The sequence below is a fragment of the Plantactinospora sp. CNZ321 genome, assembly GCF_004217235.1.
In genome coordinates, this window is the sequence record NZ_SHKQ01000001.1 from 6194870 (window position 1) to 6209693 (window position 14824).

The window sequence follows — 14824 nt, forward strand, 5'->3', positions numbered from 1 at the left end:
CTAGCGTGCGCCGGTACTCAAAGATCGTGGATGCGGCTCAACGGCGCCCACGACGCCAGAACCTGGCGAGTAATCGATCATTCGGCCTTCGACCGGCACGGGACGGTGTAATGGGCTTTCGTGCTTCGAGCCTGCGTACCAAGGTTGTCGCCCTGCTGGTCACCCTGACCGCGCTATGGGCGTTCGGCGCGTGGGTCACCCTCCGGGATGGATTGAACCTGGTCTGGGTGCAGACCCTGGAGGCTCAGGTGTACGCGCCGAGCGAACCGCTGGTGCTGAACCTGCAGAACGAGCGACGGGTCTCGCTGGCCTACCTGGGCGCACCGGAGGCACCGCCCCGGGAGCAACTGGAGGCGGAGCGCCGGAAGGTACTCGCGGACGTGGCGATCTTCCGTGCCAACGCCCAGGGCTGGTTCGCCGAGCTGGCGGCGCGGCCGGAACTCGAACAACGGATCGAGGAGGCGCTGGCCAAGCTCGACGGGCTGGCCACGGTCCGGGAGGCGGTGGACGCCCGCCGCATCGAGCGGCTGGCCGCCGGGCAGGCGTACACCGAGACGATCGGGGCGATTTTCCGGATCTACGGCTCGCTGGGCAACCTCGACGCCGGTGACATCGACCGCCGGGTCGAGAACCTGATCCGGTTCACCAGGTCCCGCGAGGTGGCCTCCCAGGTCGACGCGCTGCTGACCGGCGCCTACGCCGCCAGGCGGATCAGTCCTGCCGAGCAGGCCCGGGTGATCCAGCTGATCGGCGCCGAGCGGATGATGGCCGACGAGGCAATGGCCGAACTGCCCCGGGCCGACCAGGAGCGCTACCGCCGGGCGCTCCAGCAGGGGCCGCTTGCCCGGCTGCGCGCGGCCGAGGACCGGATCGTCCGGGATGGGCGCGTGAACGGCCGCCCGGCGGTCCCGGCGGACGAGTGGCGCGGCACCATCGATCCCGGCCTGGAGGAACTGCTCCGGTTGCAGGTGGCCGGCGGCGACGAGGTGGTCAAGGCCGCCACCCCCGGCGCCATCGGCACCATCGTACGAGTGTTGATCATGGCCATCCTCGGCCTCGTCGCCGTCGTCATCTGCGTGAACACCGCGCGGTCGATGGTGCGCCAACTCGAACGGCTCCGCCTGGCGGCACTCAAGCTCGCCAACGAGCGGCTGCCGGACCTGGTCGGTCGGCTCGGCCGGGGCGAGACGGTCGACGTCAGCGCGGACGCCCCACCGCTGGAGGCCGGTCCCGACGAGATCGGGCAGGTGGCCCGGGCGTTCAACGTCGCCCAGGAGACCGCCGTCCGGACCGCGGTGGAACAGGCCGAACTGCGCCGCAGCGTCCGGGACATCTTCCTCAGCCTGGCCCGGCGTACCCAGGCGCTGATCCACCGGCAGCTCACCCTGCTGGACGCGATGGAGCGCCGGGAGAACGACCCGGAGGAGCTGGAGGACCTGTTCCGGGTCGACCACCTCGCCACCCGGATGCGACGCAACGCGGAGAACCTGATCGTGCTCTCCGGCTCGACCCCGGGCCGGGCCTGGCGACGGAACGTCCCGATGATCGACGTACTGCGGGGGGCGGTCGCCGAGGTCGAGGACTACGCCCGGGTCACCGTGCTGCCGGTCGGCGCGGTGGACCTCGCCGGCCGGGCGGTCGGTGACGTCATCCACCTGATCGCGGAGCTGGTCGAGAACGCGCTCTCCTTCTCTCCCCCGCACACCGGAGTGCAGGTCAGCGGTCAACTCGTCGCCAACGGCTACGCGGTGGAGATCGAGGACCGCGGGCTGGGCATGAGCGCCGAGGACCGGGCCGCCGCCAACGAGCGGATCGCCACCCAACACGAGTTCACCCTCGCCAGCGGTGCCGCCCAGCTCGGCCTCTACGTGGTCAGCCGGCTGACCGAGCGGCACGGCATCCGGGTCAGGTTGAAGGAGTCGCCGTACGGCGGGACCACGGCGGTGGTACTGCTCCCGCCGGCCCTGATCACCGACCGCAGCGCCGAGGGCGAGCCGATCACCGGCTCGATGCCGGTCGAACGGCTCGCGGCGAGCGCGGTCGGCGGCAGCGTACGGCGACCGTCGGGTCGGGAGATCGGCCGCCTGCCGGGACGGGAGTCGGCACGCCCGGACGGGCGGGAGTCGGGTCGTGAGTCGGCGCAACGCCCCGGCCGGGAGTCCGGGTCGGATCAGGCGGAGCCGCATCGGGCCGTCGAGTTGCCCGGCGCCGGAGCCCCGCTCAACACCTCCGGTCGGCCACCCGGCGCACCGCCGAAGCCCGACCTGGCGCCGCCGCCGATGCCGGACGTCACGGCCGGCCGGCCCGACCGCTCCTCGACCCGGCCGGCGCTCGGCACTCCCCAGCCGGACCCCGGATCGACCGGATCGACGGCACTGCCGGGACCGGGCGGGTCGACGGCGTTCCCGGGATCGACCGGGTCGACGGCGTTCCCGGGGCCGGGCGGCCCGACGGCGCGGTCCGGCCTCTCCTCCCGGTCACCCGAGGCGGCGAACACCCCGTCCGAGGTGATCGCCCCCGATGTGGCGACGAGACGGTCCGATGTGGCATCGCCGGATGCATCCGGTGCGCGCGTCGCAAGGGCCACCGGGACCGGCGCGGCCGGCTCCTCCCCGCCGGGGGCGGGGCCGGCTCCGGCGAGCGGCCCGGCCTCGCAGACCCCGTCCGGCCTGCCGGTCCGGGTTCGGCAGGCGAACCTCGCCGCGCCGCTGCGTGGCGAGGACGACCGGACCGAACCGGAGCCGGCGGAGGAACAGGCCCCCCGTACTCCTGAACAGATCCGCCGGATGATGAGTTCCTATCAATCGGGCACCCGGCGCGGACGGTCCGACGCCGGGCGCCCGGTGGACGACGATGACGCGACCGGCTCGGCTCCACCCGAGTCCTGACCGCGCCCCGGGTCCGAGATGGCGATATCACCGGTAGAGAGAGGGACGAACCCGTGCAGAAGACAGCGTCCAACCTCGACCTGACCTGGTTGCTCGACGACCTGGTCGGTCGGGTGAAACAGACCCAGCACGCCATCCTGCTCTCCGTCGACGGGCTGCTCATGGCCTCGTCGCGGGAGCTGGACCGGGACGACGCGGAACACCTGGCCGCGGTTGCCTCCGGCGTACAGAGCCTGGCCCGGGGTGCCGGCAAGCGGTTCGGTGGCGGACCGGTGCAGCAGACCATCATCGAGATGCGCTCGGCGTTCCTGTTCGTCACCGCTGCCGGCCACGGCGCGTGTCTGGCCGTACTCGCGTCGGAGGACGCGGACGTCGGCCTGATCGCGTACGAGATGGCGATGCTGGTGACCCGGGCCGGCAAGTACCTCGCGTCGAGCACCCGGACGCCCGACGCAGCCTCCCGACACCAGTGATCCCCGGTCATGACCGAGTACGAGGAGCCTCCCGAAGTCCACTGGGTCGACGAGCACGCCGGCCCGGTGGTCCGGCCGTATGCGGTGACCCGGGGTCGCGCCCGGCCGGTGACCGGCAAGTTCGACCTGATCTCTCAGGTGAGCACGGTGCGGACGGTCTCCGCCCGGGACGTCGGGCTGGGGCCGGAGCATCTGGCGATCGTCGCGCTCTGCCGGCGGCGGCTCTCGGTCGCCGAGGTCGCGGCGCATCTGGATCTGCCGCTCGGCACCATCCGGGTGCTGCTCGGTGATCTGCTCGAACGACGGCTCGTCCGGGTGTACGAGCCACGGCCGACACCGGTCCTTACCGATGACAGCATCTTCGAACAGGTGATAAATGGGCTACGCGCACTCTGACGGTGCCGACCAGGCCGGGACGCCCGGCGAGCCGATGCCGACCGCCGTCAAGATCCTCATCGCGGGCGGCTTCGGCGTCGGCAAGACCACCATGGTCGGCGCGGTCAGCGAGACCCGTCCACTCAGGACAGAGGAGCTTCTCACCGAGGAGGGCGTCAGCGTCGACGATCTCTCCGGGGTGGAGGCGAAGACCACCACCACGGTGGCGATGGACTTCGGCCGGATCAGCATCAACGACGAGTTGGTGCTCTATCTCTTCGGCACCCCCGGTCAGGACCGGTTCTGGTTCGTCTGGGACGAGTTGGCGCTCGGCGCGCTCGGGGCGGTGGTGCTCGCCGACACCCGCCGGCTCGCCGACTGCTTCCCGTCGGTCGACTACTTCGAGAAGCACGGCACGCCGTTCATCGTGGCGGTCAACTGCTTCGAGGGCGCCCGGCAGTACCAGCTCGACGAGGTGACGCAGGCGCTGAGCCTCGATCCGGGCGTGCCGGTCATGCTCTGCGACGCCCGGAAGCGGGAGTCCGGCAAGGAGGTGCTGATCGCCGTGCTCGAACACGCGATGCGCAGCCACCGGGCGATGTCGGCGGCCAGCGCCGGCTGAGCCGCCGCCGACCGGTGCCACCCGACCGGCCCGGCCGCCCCCGACGGGGGCGGTCCGGAACCACCCTCCGACGAGCTATCCGGGTCGGAGGGTGGTGACCGTGCCTGTCAGAAGACGTAGCGCTCGGCGAGGCCGGGGTAGTCGAACTGCTCGTCGGCGCCGAACCAGAGCTCGGACTCGTACTTCGCCTCGTCGATGCTGCCGGAGGCGTGCACCAGGTTGGCGATGGCCTTGCCGGTCGCCTCGGCGTACCCCTTCGACATGTGTGCGAAGTCGCCCCGGATGGTGCCCGGCGCCGCCTGGCCCGGGAAGGTCGGGCCGATCATGCGGCGGACGTTCGCCACCGCCTCGACACCCTCCAGCAGCAGCGCCACCACCGGCCCCTGCTGCATGTAGCTGGCGGTGGCGTCGTAGACGCCCTTGCCGTACCGCTCCTCCAGGTCGAAGTAGTGCCGGCGGGTGAAGTCCGCGTCCATCCGCTTCATCTTGATGCCGACGATCTTCAGGCCGGCGTCCTCGAAGCGCTGCACCAGGCGTCCGGTCAGCCCGCGCGCGACCGCGTCGGGCTTGAGCAGGACAAGAGTACGTTCTATGGCCGCCACCGTGGCCCCTTCCTCGATGATCTGGTCGGGCCTCCACGAGCTGGACGCCCGGGTGCCCGACATCTGGGGCGTGGGGCACCCGCTCCAGCGGCAGGCCGCTGGGATCACGATAGTAGTCGGCCCGATCACGCCGGTCGGGCGCTACCGTCCGGTCGCCGGACCGGGCTACGGTCCGGCCGCCGTTCCGGGGTTACCGCCCCGATTGCGGGGCCGGGGCTACCGGCCGGTCGCGGAGCTGGTCTGGCCGGCGGCGGCCAGCGGGGTCTGCCGTTGACATCCCCTCTGCCCTGAAGGACGGAGGTTCCCTCCACGCTGCGTGTGGACCGCGCGGCGTCCGGGTGGGTTACCGCTTCACTGCGCGGTGCCGGGACGAGTCCTGGTCTTACCTGCGCTCCACGGTCGTTTAGCCTGTCCGCCTGTCCGGCGGCCAGGATGTTGATGGCGGCGTTGCCGTCTCGGTCGTGGGTTGCTCCGCAGGGGCAGTCCCACGACCGGACGTTAAGCGCCATCTTGTCGTTGACGCGGCCACAGGCCGAGCACAGCCGGGTGGATGGGAAGAACCGATCTACCCGGCCGAACGTGCGTGCGTACCGTTGCGCCTTGTACTCCAGCATGGCGGTGAATCCGGCCCACCCGGCGTCGTGGACGCTCTTGGCAAGCCTCGTGCGGCCGAGTCCGGCAACGGCAAGGTCCTCGACGTACACCGCTTGGTTCTCGCGGATGATCGCCGTGGACAGCTTGTGCTGCCAGTCCCGCCGGGTGTCGGCCACCCGGGCGTGCGCCCTGGCGACCTTCATGACGGCCTTCTTGCCGTTGGCCGAGCCCTTCCGTTTGCGTGAGAGAGCCTGTTGCAGTCGCTTGAGTTTGCGGGCCGCGCGGCGCAGGAACTTCGGCGCGGCCACTTTCGTGCCGTCCGACAGCACCGCGAAGTTCGTCAGTCCCAGGTCGATACCGACCTCCGGCTCAACCGGCGGCGGCGCTTCGCCCTCGGTGGTCCGCACGACGAACGAGGCGAAGTACCGCCCAGCGGCGTCCTTGGTGATCGCCACGGACGATGGATCAGACGGCAGGGTGCGCGACCACCGCACCGCCAAGTCGCCGATCTTCGGCAACCTGAGCCTGCCGTTGTCGCAGACCTTGAACCGGGAGTTCTTCGTGAACCGGATGGCCTGCCGGTTGTCCTTGCGGGACCGGAAGCGCGGCGGGGCCACCTTGCGGCCCTTGCGTTTGCCGGTGACCGAGGCGAAGAAGTTGCGGTATCCGGTGTTCAGATCCGTCAGGGCCTGCTGCAACACCACGGCCGACACCTCGACCAGCCACGCCCGCTCGGGGGTCTGCTTGGCCTCGGTGATCAGACGACGCGACAGCTCCCCGTCGGAGATGTACTTCTCGCCCGCCTCCCGCGCTTGCTGGCGCAGCCTGAGCCCGTCGTTGAACACCACCCGCGCACACCCGAACGCCTTCGCCAGCTCGATCTGCTGGCCAGGCGTCGGGTAGACACGGAAGTTGTACCGGAGCTGCACGACAAGCACCGTACCATATTGGTTTATGGCTGAACTTCAAGGCATCCGCACTGGTAGACACTGTGTTTCCGCAATGCATGTCCACTTGGTTTTTGTGACGAAGTTCCGGCACAAGGTCTTCGCCGACCGGCACCTGACCCGGATGGAACAGATCATGCGAGACGTCTGCGTCGACTTCGAGGCGGAGCTAGTCGAGTTCAACGGCGAGAACAACCACGTACACCTCCTGGTCAACTTCCCACCCAAGGTGGCCGTCGCCCGGCTGGTCAACTCCCTCAAGGGCGTCTCCTCACGGCGACTGAGGCAGGAGTTCCCGGACCTCGTACGCCACTACTACCGGATCAACAAGCTCTGGTCGGGCTCGTACTTCGCGGGCTCCGTCGGCGGCGCACCGCTAACCGCCGTAAAGCAGTACATCGAGCAGCAGAACCGTCCCGGTTAAGACACGGCCCTAGCGGCCCTCCCAGCGCGGGCCTTCACCCCCGGCCTGAAGGCCGGAGAACCGGCCCGCATTCCGGTAGCTGAGCCGGCGGAGCAGCACCTCGGCCGGGCCGCGCCGCCCCGCCCGGCGCATCGCCTCGGCGAGCAGCACGGTGCCGAGCCAGACGCCGAGGGCCACCGCCGAGGCACCCGCGTCACCGAGCCGCCCGCCGAGGCCGGCGGCCCAGGGCGAGAAGAGCGCCACGAACGCGACCGACTGGAGCAGGTAGCAGGTGAGCGAACGCTGCCCGCAGGCGGCGAGCGCGGTGGCGATCCGGCCGGGTGAGCCGGGTGAGCCGGGTGAGCCGGGTGAGCCGGGTGAGCCGGGTGCGGCCGCGAGCCGGTGCGCGACCAGACCGGTCAACGCGGCGTAGCCGAGGCCGGCGCCGATGCCGGTCACGCTGTGCAGGACGTACGCCGGTACGGCGGTGGCGGCGCTCCAGTCCGTCCAGATCCTGCTGTCGATCAGCGCCAGCGGGGTGCCGCCGAGGACCGCCAGGCCGATCCCGCCCAGCGCGACCCAGGTCAGCAGCCGCCGATGCCGGCCGGGCTCGTCGAGCAACCGGCGCCGGGCCGCCCAGATGCCGAGCAGCATCGGTGTGACCACGTCCAGGGTCAGCATCGGGGCGAGCACCGCCCAGGTACCGACCCGGGGACCGACCGCGGCGAGCGGAGACTCGGCGCCGGTCGGCATCGGCGTCGACCCGTTCTCGATGATCCCGAGCGGCGGGACGACGGAGACCGCGACGAAGACCAGCGTCCAGAGCCCGGCGACCCACAGCAGGGTACGGTCCCGGGCCCGGAGCATGCCGACCAGCACCAGCCCCAGCAGGCCGTAGGTGGCGAGGATGTCGCCGAAGAAGAGCAGCAGCGCGTGTACGAAGCCGAACACGATCAGCCAGCGGCTGCGTCGGCGCAGCAGGTTTCGCACCTGGGGCCAGTCCGCGCCGGATGCGGCCCGCCGATCGGCCAGCCGGACCATCCCGTAGCCGAAGATCGCGGCGAACATCGGCAGCGCGCGGCCGTCCACCAGCAGCACCTGGAGGCCGGCGACCACCCGGTCGACGGTGCCGCCGTCGGTGCGGTAGCCCCGGAACAGGGTCTCGCGGCCGTAGAGGTACATGTGGGCGTGGGCCAACGCGATGAGCAGCAGCATCGTTCCCCGGGCGAGGTCGGGGGCGAGTGATCGGCCGGGCGGGGGGCCGGTTGGTCGGGCTGGCGCGGCCAGGTCGCTGGGGCCGGAGAGTCTGGACATGGTTCCCCCGTCAATCCAGGGATGTGGGCACGGAAGGTCGCGACGCGCGGATGACGGCCGGCGGGCGGCAGAATCATCCGGGTCGACCGCGACGATTAGCTACGGATGTGTATCTAACACCGAGAGGATAGGATACGCAAGCGTTTCTTATTGGAGAGGCAGCATGCACGAGAAGGAAGCCGGTCCGGGGCCCCAGCGGCGTACCCGGCGGCGCGGCGAGGAGCTGATCCGGGCCATCCACGCCGCGGTGCTCCGTCAGGTGGCAGAGGTCGGCGTCGGAGGGCTCACCATGGAGGGCATCGCCAAGGAGGCCGCCACCGCCAAGACCTCGCTGTACCGGCGCTGGCCCTCTCCGCGCGAACTGCTGCTCGACGCACTGCACCAGGCGCACCCGCAGGAGGTGCCGTCCCCCGGCGCGGACGACCTGCGCGGCGACCTGATCCGGGCCCTGCGTCAACTCGTCGCCTGGATGACCACCCCGGCCGCCGGCGCCGTGATGGCGATCATGATGGAGAAGCATCGTCACCCGGACCTGGTGGCGGCGCTCTACGCCCGGGTCTTCGACGCTCGGGGCGGCACGTTCACCAGTACCGTGCTGCGGCACTACGCCGCCCGGGGCGAGATCGATCCCGCGCTGCTCACCCCGGTGGTGATGGACATCGGCGAGGCGCTGGTGCTCAAGTACGGCACCGACAACGACCACCTGCCCGACGACGACGTCCTCGCCGCCATCGTCGACCAGGCGATCCTGCCGGCCGTCGGGATCGCACCGGCCGGCCGTGGGCCGGCGGGCCGAGCCGGCTGACCAGCCGCGTACGCGAGCCGGGGCGGTTGCCCTCCGCCGCCGGTTCAGCTCCGCTCTGGCACGGTCATCTCGCCGAGGATCGACCAGTCGTCCTGCGGGACGGTGGTGTTCACGATCTTCGGCGTCTCGGCGAGGTGTCGCGGCAGGCTCCGCTGCGCCTGCCGGAAGTGCTCGGACCCCACGTGCGCGGCGCCCGCGTCGCCGTCCCGGAACGCCTCGACCAGGATGTACTCGGTCGGGTCGTCGACGCCACGCGCCCACTCGAACCACAGGCAGCCGGGCTCGGCCCGGGTCGCCCGGGTGAAATCGCCGACGATCTCGGGCCACCTGTCGGCGTACTCCGGCAGCACTCGGAACTTCGCGGTGATGAAAATCATCTGAATCTCCTCGTACGGCTGGTCAGGTGCCCACGACCGCTGTCGCGCCCGCAGAATCCAGTGTCCCTGATAGGTCCGTCCGCTTCCTGTCGATCATGGCCTTTCTGCGCTTATCGCCGACATCGGGTGGTTCCGCACCAGGCCCGCGTCGAACCGCCGACCGAGCAGGGCCCGCCGGACCCGGCACGGGCTAGGCTTTCCCGCGTGATCGAGGCGGACGACTCCGGAGCCGACGAACGGCTGCGCCGGATCGAGGCGGTGACCGACTCCGCGCTGTCCCGGCTCGACGTGGAGGATCTCCTCGACGAACTACTCGCCCGGGTCTGCGGGCTGCTCGGGGTCGACACGGCCGCGATCCTGCTGCTCGACAAACATGCCCAGCAACTGGTGTCCACCGCCACGAAAGGGCTGGAGGAGGAGGTACGGCAGGGTTTCCGGATCGGCGTCGGGCGAGGCTTCGCCGGCCGGATCGCCCGGGACAAACGGCCGGTGGCGCTCGAACGGGTCACCCCGGCCGAGGTGGTCAGTCCCGTCCTGCATGACAAGGGCGTCCGGTCGATGCTCGGGGTACCCATGTTCGCCGGCTCCGACCTGGTCGGCGTCCTGCACGTCGGCACCCTCACCCCGCGACGGTTCGGTGCCGACGACATCCAGCTGCTGCAACTCGTCGCCGACCGCGCGAGCCTGGCCAGCCAGGCCCGGCTGGGCAACATCGACCGGACCGCCGCGCTTGCCCTGCAACGCAGCCTGCTGCCGGCCCGGCTACCGGAGGCGGCCGGCGTCGACATGGCCGCCCGGTACGTCCCGGGCCACCACACCGGGGTCGGCGGCGACTGGTACGACGTCTTCTCCCTCCCCTCCGGCTGGCTCGGCATCGTGGTCGGCGACGTCTCCGGGCACGGCCTGCCGGCGGCGGTGGTGATGGGACGGCTCCGCAGCGCGCTGCGGGCCTACGCCCTGGAGTGCGACGACCCCGCCGACGCGCTGTCCCGGCTCGACCGCAAGATCCAGCACTTCGAGGCGGGCAAGCTCGCCACCGTGCTCTACGCGCTGGTCAGCCCGGACCGGACCCAACTGCGCATCTCGCTCGCCGGGCACCTGCCACCGATGATGGCCCAGCCCCGCCGGCGGGTCGGCGCCATGTCGCTCCCCATCGACCTGCCGCTCGGCACCGGGCGTCCGAAACCCCGCCGCAGCACCGTCGTCGACTTCCCCCCGGGCGCCCTGCTGGTCTGCTACACCGACGGACTCATCGAACGTCGGGACGAGCTCATCGACGTCGGGCTGGAACGGCTGCGGTCAGCCGTCCGGACCGGGCCGGCCGAGACGGTCTGCGCCAGCGTGATGGCCGCACTCTGCGTCGAACAGCCCCTCGACGACGTGGCGTTGCTGGCGCTACGCCGCCAACCGGCCAGCAGGTAGCCGCGCCGACCGCGGCGCCGGTAGCCTCCTCGCCGTGACCGGTGGCCCGCACTCGCACTGCTCGTACTGCGGCACCTCCTATTCGGCACCCGGCTGGCCCCGGGTCTGCGCCCACTGCGGGCAGACCACCTGGCGCAACCCGTCACCGGTGGCGCTGGCGATCCAGCCGGTGCGCACCGCCGACGGCATCGGCGTGGTGGTGCAGCGCCGCGACATCGAGCCGGGCCGGGGGCTGCTCGCGCTCCCGGGCGGGTTCATCGAGTACGACGAGGACTGGCGCGACGCGCTGGTCCGAGAACTCCGCGAGGAGACCGGACTGGTCGCCGAGGCCGGGACCGTCCGGCTCTACGCGGTGCACAGCGTGCCGGCCGCTGGCACCATCCTGATCCTCGGCGTACTGCCGCTGCGGGCGGCCGACTCGCTGCCCGCCTCGGCGCCCACCGCGGAGGCCACCGAGTGGCTGGTGCTCACCGAGCCGGCGGAACTGGCCTTCGCCACCCACACCCGGGTAGTGGCAGAGTTCCTCGCCGTCAACCGGGCGTCCGGATCCGCCGGGCCGGGCCGTACCCCGCCCCGGTCGCCCGGACCGACCGAGCCGGGCAGCACCCCGCACGCCGGCTGACCGTCGGTCGGCCGGCTCAGTCGTCGCCCAGCGCGGCCCGGACGATCGCGCCGGCCAACTCCCGGGTCAGCTCCGGGGTGACCTCGTCCGGCGCGCTGCTGACCAGGGTGAAGAGCGCACCACCGTAGAGCGCGACGAGTGTCGGCACGGCCTGCGGCGGAATCGCCAGGTCGAGGTCGGCGTGGTGTCCGGTGGTGAATGCCACCGAGCGCTGGAGCAGCCCGCGCAGGGCGTCGGCGAGGACCGGCCGACGCAGGCTCTCCAGCCGGAGTTCGAAGATCGCCAGGTAGCGGTCCCGGTACACGGTGGCCGCGGTGAGCAGCGATCCGGCGATCAGGTTCGCCGCGCGCTCGCGGGTGCCCGCCGCGCGCGGCCGCTCCGCCGAGCCGGCCGCGTCCATGTCGGCGTAGTGCAGCTCGCCGACCCGTTCCGCCGCCGCGACCAGCAGCGCCTCCCGGCTGCGGAAGTAGTTGGAGGCCGTGCCGGTGGGCAGGCCGGCCCGCTTCTCGACCGCACGGTGGGTGACTCCGTGCACCCCGGTCTCGGCGAGCAGTGCGATGGCGGCGTCGGCGAGTTCGGCCCGGCGCCGACGGTTGGGTGGTGGCATGTCCCGATGCTATGCCAATATTCGTAGTACAACGATCGTAGTGAACGGGGTGCGGCATGGACGTGGTCATCATCGGCGCCGGCATCGGCGGACTGGCCCTGGCGAACGGCCTGGTGGCGGACGGGCACCGGGTCCGGGTGCTCGAACGGGCACCGGGACCGCGCACCGACGGTGCGGCGGTGACCATCTTCGGCAACGGCGCGGCGGCCGCCGCCGGCCTGGGCGTACCCCTGGACGGGCTCGGCGGCGACGTCGAGACGCTGGAGTTCCGCACCCAGGACGGGCGACCCTTCGCCCGCGCGGACCTGCGGGTGGCGCGCCGGCACACCGGCTTCGGGGTGGCGACCGTGCCGCGCGCCGCGATCCTCGAACGGTTCGCCGGGGCGCTGCCGGCACAGACCGTCCGGTACGGCTGCGCGGTGTCCGACCCACGGGTCGGACCGGAGGGCGTGACCGTCGCCGGGGAGTCCGCGGACGTACTGGTCGGCGCCGACGGCTACCGGTCGGTGGTACGCCGTACCGTGCTGGACGGGGCCCCGGCGATCCGGAACGGCTGGGTGAGCTGGCAGGGGCTGACCAGGTCACTGCCCGAGTTGGCCGGTGACGTGCACGCCCGTTGCCTGGTCGGTCCCGCCGGACTGTGCGGGCTGATGCCGGCCGGTGCCGGCCTGCTCCAGTGGTGGTTCGACGTGCCGGCCTCCCCACCGGACGACGGTGCCGTCCTGGCGTGGCTGCGAACCCGGTTCGCCTCGTACGCCGAGCCGGTCGGCGAGTTGCTGGCCGGGCTCGACGAGTCGGACGTGCAGCCGTACCCGCACGTGCTGCACCGGGTGCCGGCCCGCTGGGGCAGCGGCCCGGCGACCCTGCTCGGCGACGCGGCGCACGCCTTCCCGCCGTCCCAGGCGCAGGGGGCCAACCAGGCGCTGGAGGACGCCTGGCTGCTCCGCCGCGCGCTGGGTACGCCCGGCGATCCGGCCACCGCACTGCGCCGGTACGAGCGGATCCGCAGCCGCCGGGTGCGCCGGATCTCCCGGCTGGCGGCGAGCGAGGTCACCAACCTGCCGCCCGGGCCACTGACCCGGCTCGCCGGCCGGCTCCTCACCCCCGCCCTGACCGGCCGGCTGCACCTGGCGACGATCCGCCAATGCAGCAGCGTCCTCAACGACGACCGCCCCTGACGGACGGGATGGGGTATCCTGCTCGGCGATGAACACCTCTATGCGCAGATTGGGGGTCCAGTCCACCCAAGGTGAGTGCTGATGCATCCATCGACTGTGGACAGGGACTCCCGGCTAGCCCTCTGGCGGTGGGTGCGCGAGTTCGCCGTACCGCCGCAAATGATCGAATTGGCGACCGCCCGCCGTGCTCTCGGCGACTGGGCCGGAGCCTGTGCCGCCGCCCGCGTGGACGTCGATCTGCGACCGCGCGCCGTGGCCCGCACCTACGGCCGGGAGCTGGCCGCCCGGCTCCGGTCCGACCTCTACCATCTCGCTCCTGACCTGCTGCGCTGGCACCTGCCCCGGGTGGCTCCGGACGGGTTGCTGCGACCGGGCCTGACCATCGCACTGGCCCGGTACGGCGACACGGACGCCGGCACCCCGCACCTGGTGGTCCGGACCCCGCCGGCCTGGGCGGACGCCGGGCAGCGGATCAGCCTGGGCCTGTGGGACCCGACGCGCCCGGCCGGACGCTCCGGCCCGCATCCGCACCCCCGCCCGGACCGCCGGTTCCGGCTCGACCTGCACCGTCATCTCTGGGACGTACGCCGAACCGGGGAGCTGCGGGTCCGGGCGGGTGCGGACCGGCAACCCGACCCGGCGGACCGGCAACCCGACCCGGCGGACCGGCGACTTGCCGGCCGGCACGAGGCGCGGCGGCATCTGCCGCACGGCTTCGACTGTGCCGTGACGCGCTGGGCCGCCGAGGCGCGGCTGCTGCTCGACGCGGACAACGGCAGCCGCACCACCGTCGTCGTCCGGCTCGGCTCCCGGCACCGGCTGCTGCTCGACCTGGTGCCGGAGCCGGGTGGCGGTCCCGCCGGGTGGCGGAGCCGGGCGGTACCGGCGTCGCGCCAGACGTCCGGGCTACCGGTGCTGCCCGACGCGGCCACCTGGGTACTGCCCGACCTGGCGCTGCTCCGGGCGGGGCTGATCGAGCCCGACCGGCTGCACCCGCTGGTCGCCCCGGCGCTCGTACCCGACCGGTCGGCCGCCGAGCCGCGACCGACCCCCGGCGACGGGTCCACCACCCGGTACGTCGAGTGCCGTGGCGCCCGGCACCGGATCGGCCTGCTGGACGGGGTACTCGTGGCGCTGGACCACGATCCCGCCGAGATCCGCCGCGAGCGGTTACTGTCCGCGCTGACCGGCACCCCGCTGCCCTGTCTGTGGGAGATCGAGCGCGCACACCGTCAGCCGGCGAACCTCGACGACATCCGGGCCCGCCTGGAGCACGGCGACACCGACGGCGCGGTGACGGCCGTCGAGCGGCTGCTCGGCCCGGCCGCGCTGCTCGGCGCCGGCGCGCTGCGGGACGAGCTGGAGACGGCGGCACGCCGCCGGGTCTCGCACCGGCTGTACCGGGCCGGGCTCGGCGAGTCCGCACCGCATCCGGCCAGCGGGCTCGCCGGACGCCTCCGGGACCTGTCCCGGCAGACCGCCCGCGCCGCGCGTCCCTCCCGGGCACGTCCACGGCACGCCAGCGCCCGCTGACCCCGCGCCGCCTTCCCGCTCCCCTGCCCTTCCCTGGCACAGATGCGACCGGTCCCGCCCGG

Annotated in this window: 15 protein-coding genes; 10 read left to right on the plus strand and 5 right to left on the minus strand. The window is 72.3% G+C overall.

The window, feature by feature from the left end; translation table 11 throughout:
- The first annotated feature begins 110 nt into the window (after nucleotides 1-110).
- From EV371_RS26775 to EV371_RS26790, 4 genes are read left to right on the plus strand one after another with little or no spacing between them, the layout of a single operon-like run.
- Nucleotides 111-2888: a nitrate- and nitrite sensing domain-containing protein gene (locus EV371_RS26775; RefSeq protein ID WP_207230615.1), complete on the plus strand. Its 2778-nt coding sequence runs from the start codon at nucleotides 111-113 to the stop codon at nucleotides 2886-2888.
- A gap of 53 nt (nucleotides 2889-2941) precedes the next feature.
- A complete protein-coding gene (locus EV371_RS26780; RefSeq protein WP_130464501.1) occupies nucleotides 2942-3361 on the plus strand; it encodes a roadblock/LC7 domain-containing protein in 420 nt (139 codons plus the stop codon).
- Nucleotides 3362-3370: 9 nt separating this feature from the next.
- Nucleotides 3371-3757: a DUF742 domain-containing protein gene (locus EV371_RS26785; RefSeq protein WP_130464502.1), complete on the plus strand. Its 387-nt coding sequence runs from the start codon at nucleotides 3371-3373 to the stop codon at nucleotides 3755-3757.
- The gene (locus EV371_RS26790; protein WP_130464503.1) at nucleotides 3738-4358 is read left to right on the plus strand and encodes an ATP/GTP-binding protein; all 621 of its coding nucleotides are present in this window, start codon (nucleotides 3738-3740) and stop codon (nucleotides 4356-4358) included. The genes EV371_RS26785 and EV371_RS26790 overlap by 20 nt, the downstream gene beginning before the upstream one ends.
- A 107-nt stretch (nucleotides 4359-4465) precedes the next feature.
- Here the strand turns inward: EV371_RS26790 and EV371_RS26795 are convergent, their stop codons facing one another.
- A complete protein-coding gene (locus EV371_RS26795) occupies nucleotides 4466-4960 on the minus strand; it encodes a nucleoside-diphosphate kinase (protein WP_207230616.1) in 495 nt (164 codons plus the stop codon).
- A gap of 125 nt (nucleotides 4961-5085) precedes the next feature.
- Nucleotides 5086-6492 carry an RNA-guided endonuclease InsQ/TnpB family protein gene (locus EV371_RS26800; protein ID WP_207230617.1) on the minus strand — a complete coding sequence of 469 codons (1407 nt, stop codon included), beginning with the start codon at nucleotides 6490-6492 and terminating at the stop codon, nucleotides 5086-5088.
- A gap of 16 nt (nucleotides 6493-6508) precedes the next feature.
- Here EV371_RS26800 and tnpA point away from each other — a divergent pair, with 16 nt between their 5' ends.
- Nucleotides 6509-6925, plus strand: a complete 417-nt coding sequence (gene tnpA, locus EV371_RS26805; protein ID WP_130464505.1) for an IS200/IS605 family transposase — start codon at nucleotides 6509-6511, stop codon at nucleotides 6923-6925.
- A 9-nt stretch (nucleotides 6926-6934) separates the two neighbouring features.
- On the opposite strand, the gene EV371_RS26810 is transcribed toward tnpA, so the two are convergent.
- The gene (locus tag EV371_RS26810) at nucleotides 6935-8218 is read right to left on the minus strand and encodes a DUF418 domain-containing protein (RefSeq protein WP_130464506.1); all 1284 of its coding nucleotides are present in this window, start codon (nucleotides 8216-8218) and stop codon (nucleotides 6935-6937) included.
- A gap of 163 nt (nucleotides 8219-8381) precedes the next feature.
- Here EV371_RS26810 and EV371_RS26815 point away from each other — a divergent pair, with 163 nt between their 5' ends.
- Nucleotides 8382-9023: a TetR/AcrR family transcriptional regulator C-terminal ligand-binding domain-containing protein gene (locus tag EV371_RS26815; protein ID WP_130464507.1), complete on the plus strand. Its 642-nt coding sequence runs from the start codon at nucleotides 8382-8384 to the stop codon at nucleotides 9021-9023.
- A 44-nt stretch (nucleotides 9024-9067) separates the two neighbouring features.
- On the opposite strand, the gene EV371_RS26820 is transcribed toward EV371_RS26815, so the two are convergent.
- On the minus strand, nucleotides 9068-9400 hold the full coding sequence (locus EV371_RS26820) for a putative quinol monooxygenase (protein WP_130464508.1): 333 nt from the start codon (nucleotides 9398-9400) through the stop codon (nucleotides 9068-9070).
- A 204-nt stretch (nucleotides 9401-9604) separates the two neighbouring features.
- On the opposite strand from EV371_RS26820, the gene EV371_RS26825 reads away from it, so the two are divergent.
- Both EV371_RS26825 and EV371_RS26830 read left to right on the plus strand, forming a co-directional pair.
- Complete coding sequence (locus EV371_RS26825; RefSeq protein ID WP_349339713.1) at nucleotides 9605-10822, plus strand: PP2C family protein-serine/threonine phosphatase; 1218 nt, start codon at nucleotides 9605-9607, stop codon at nucleotides 10820-10822.
- A gap of 34 nt (nucleotides 10823-10856) precedes the next feature.
- Nucleotides 10857-11444, plus strand: coding sequence for an NUDIX domain-containing protein (locus tag EV371_RS26830; protein WP_130464509.1), 588 nt, complete (start codon nucleotides 10857-10859; stop codon nucleotides 11442-11444).
- A gap of 16 nt (nucleotides 11445-11460) precedes the next feature.
- On the opposite strand, the gene EV371_RS26835 is transcribed toward EV371_RS26830, so the two are convergent.
- Nucleotides 11461-12051, minus strand: a complete 591-nt coding sequence (locus EV371_RS26835) for a TetR family transcriptional regulator (protein ID WP_130464510.1) — start codon at nucleotides 12049-12051, stop codon at nucleotides 11461-11463.
- A 56-nt stretch (nucleotides 12052-12107) separates the two neighbouring features.
- Between EV371_RS26835 and EV371_RS26840 the strand changes: the two genes are divergently transcribed.
- Nucleotides 12108-13229 (plus strand): FAD-dependent monooxygenase, encoded by a 1122-nt coding sequence (locus tag EV371_RS26840; RefSeq protein WP_130464511.1) that lies wholly within the window; start codon nucleotides 12108-12110, stop codon nucleotides 13227-13229.
- Between the two features lie 81 nt (nucleotides 13230-13310).
- On the plus strand, nucleotides 13311-14762 hold the full coding sequence (locus tag EV371_RS26845) for a hypothetical protein (RefSeq protein WP_130464512.1): 1452 nt from the start codon (nucleotides 13311-13313) through the stop codon (nucleotides 14760-14762).
- The last annotated feature ends 62 nt before the right edge of the window (nucleotides 14763-14824 follow it).

Bases quoted from the DNA above. Each gene is read 5' to 3' on its own strand.
- tnpA (WP_130464505.1), top strand. From the start codon at position 6,509: ATGGCTGAACTTCAAGGCATCCGCACTGGTAGACACTGTGTTTCCGCA.
- EV371_RS26810 (WP_130464506.1), bottom strand. From the start codon at position 8,218: ATGTCCAGACTCTCCGGCCCCAGCGACCTGGCCGCGCCAGCCCGACCA.
- EV371_RS26820 (WP_130464508.1), bottom strand. From the start codon at position 9,400: ATGATTTTCATCACCGCGAAGTTCCGAGTGCTGCCGGAGTACGCCGAC.
- EV371_RS26775 (WP_207230615.1), top strand. From the start codon at position 111: ATGGGCTTTCGTGCTTCGAGCCTGCGTACCAAGGTTGTCGCCCTGCTG.
- EV371_RS26845 (WP_130464512.1), top strand. From the start codon at position 13,311: ATGCATCCATCGACTGTGGACAGGGACTCCCGGCTAGCCCTCTGGCGG.
- EV371_RS26790 (WP_130464503.1), top strand. From the start codon at position 3,738: ATGGGCTACGCGCACTCTGACGGTGCCGACCAGGCCGGGACGCCCGGC.
- EV371_RS26835 (WP_130464510.1), bottom strand. From the start codon at position 12,051: ATGCCACCACCCAACCGTCGGCGCCGGGCCGAACTCGCCGACGCCGCC.
- EV371_RS26785 (WP_130464502.1), top strand. From the start codon at position 3,371: ATGACCGAGTACGAGGAGCCTCCCGAAGTCCACTGGGTCGACGAGCAC.
- EV371_RS26840 (WP_130464511.1), top strand. From the start codon at position 12,108: ATGGACGTGGTCATCATCGGCGCCGGCATCGGCGGACTGGCCCTGGCG.
- EV371_RS26815 (WP_130464507.1), top strand. From the start codon at position 8,382: ATGCACGAGAAGGAAGCCGGTCCGGGGCCCCAGCGGCGTACCCGGCGG.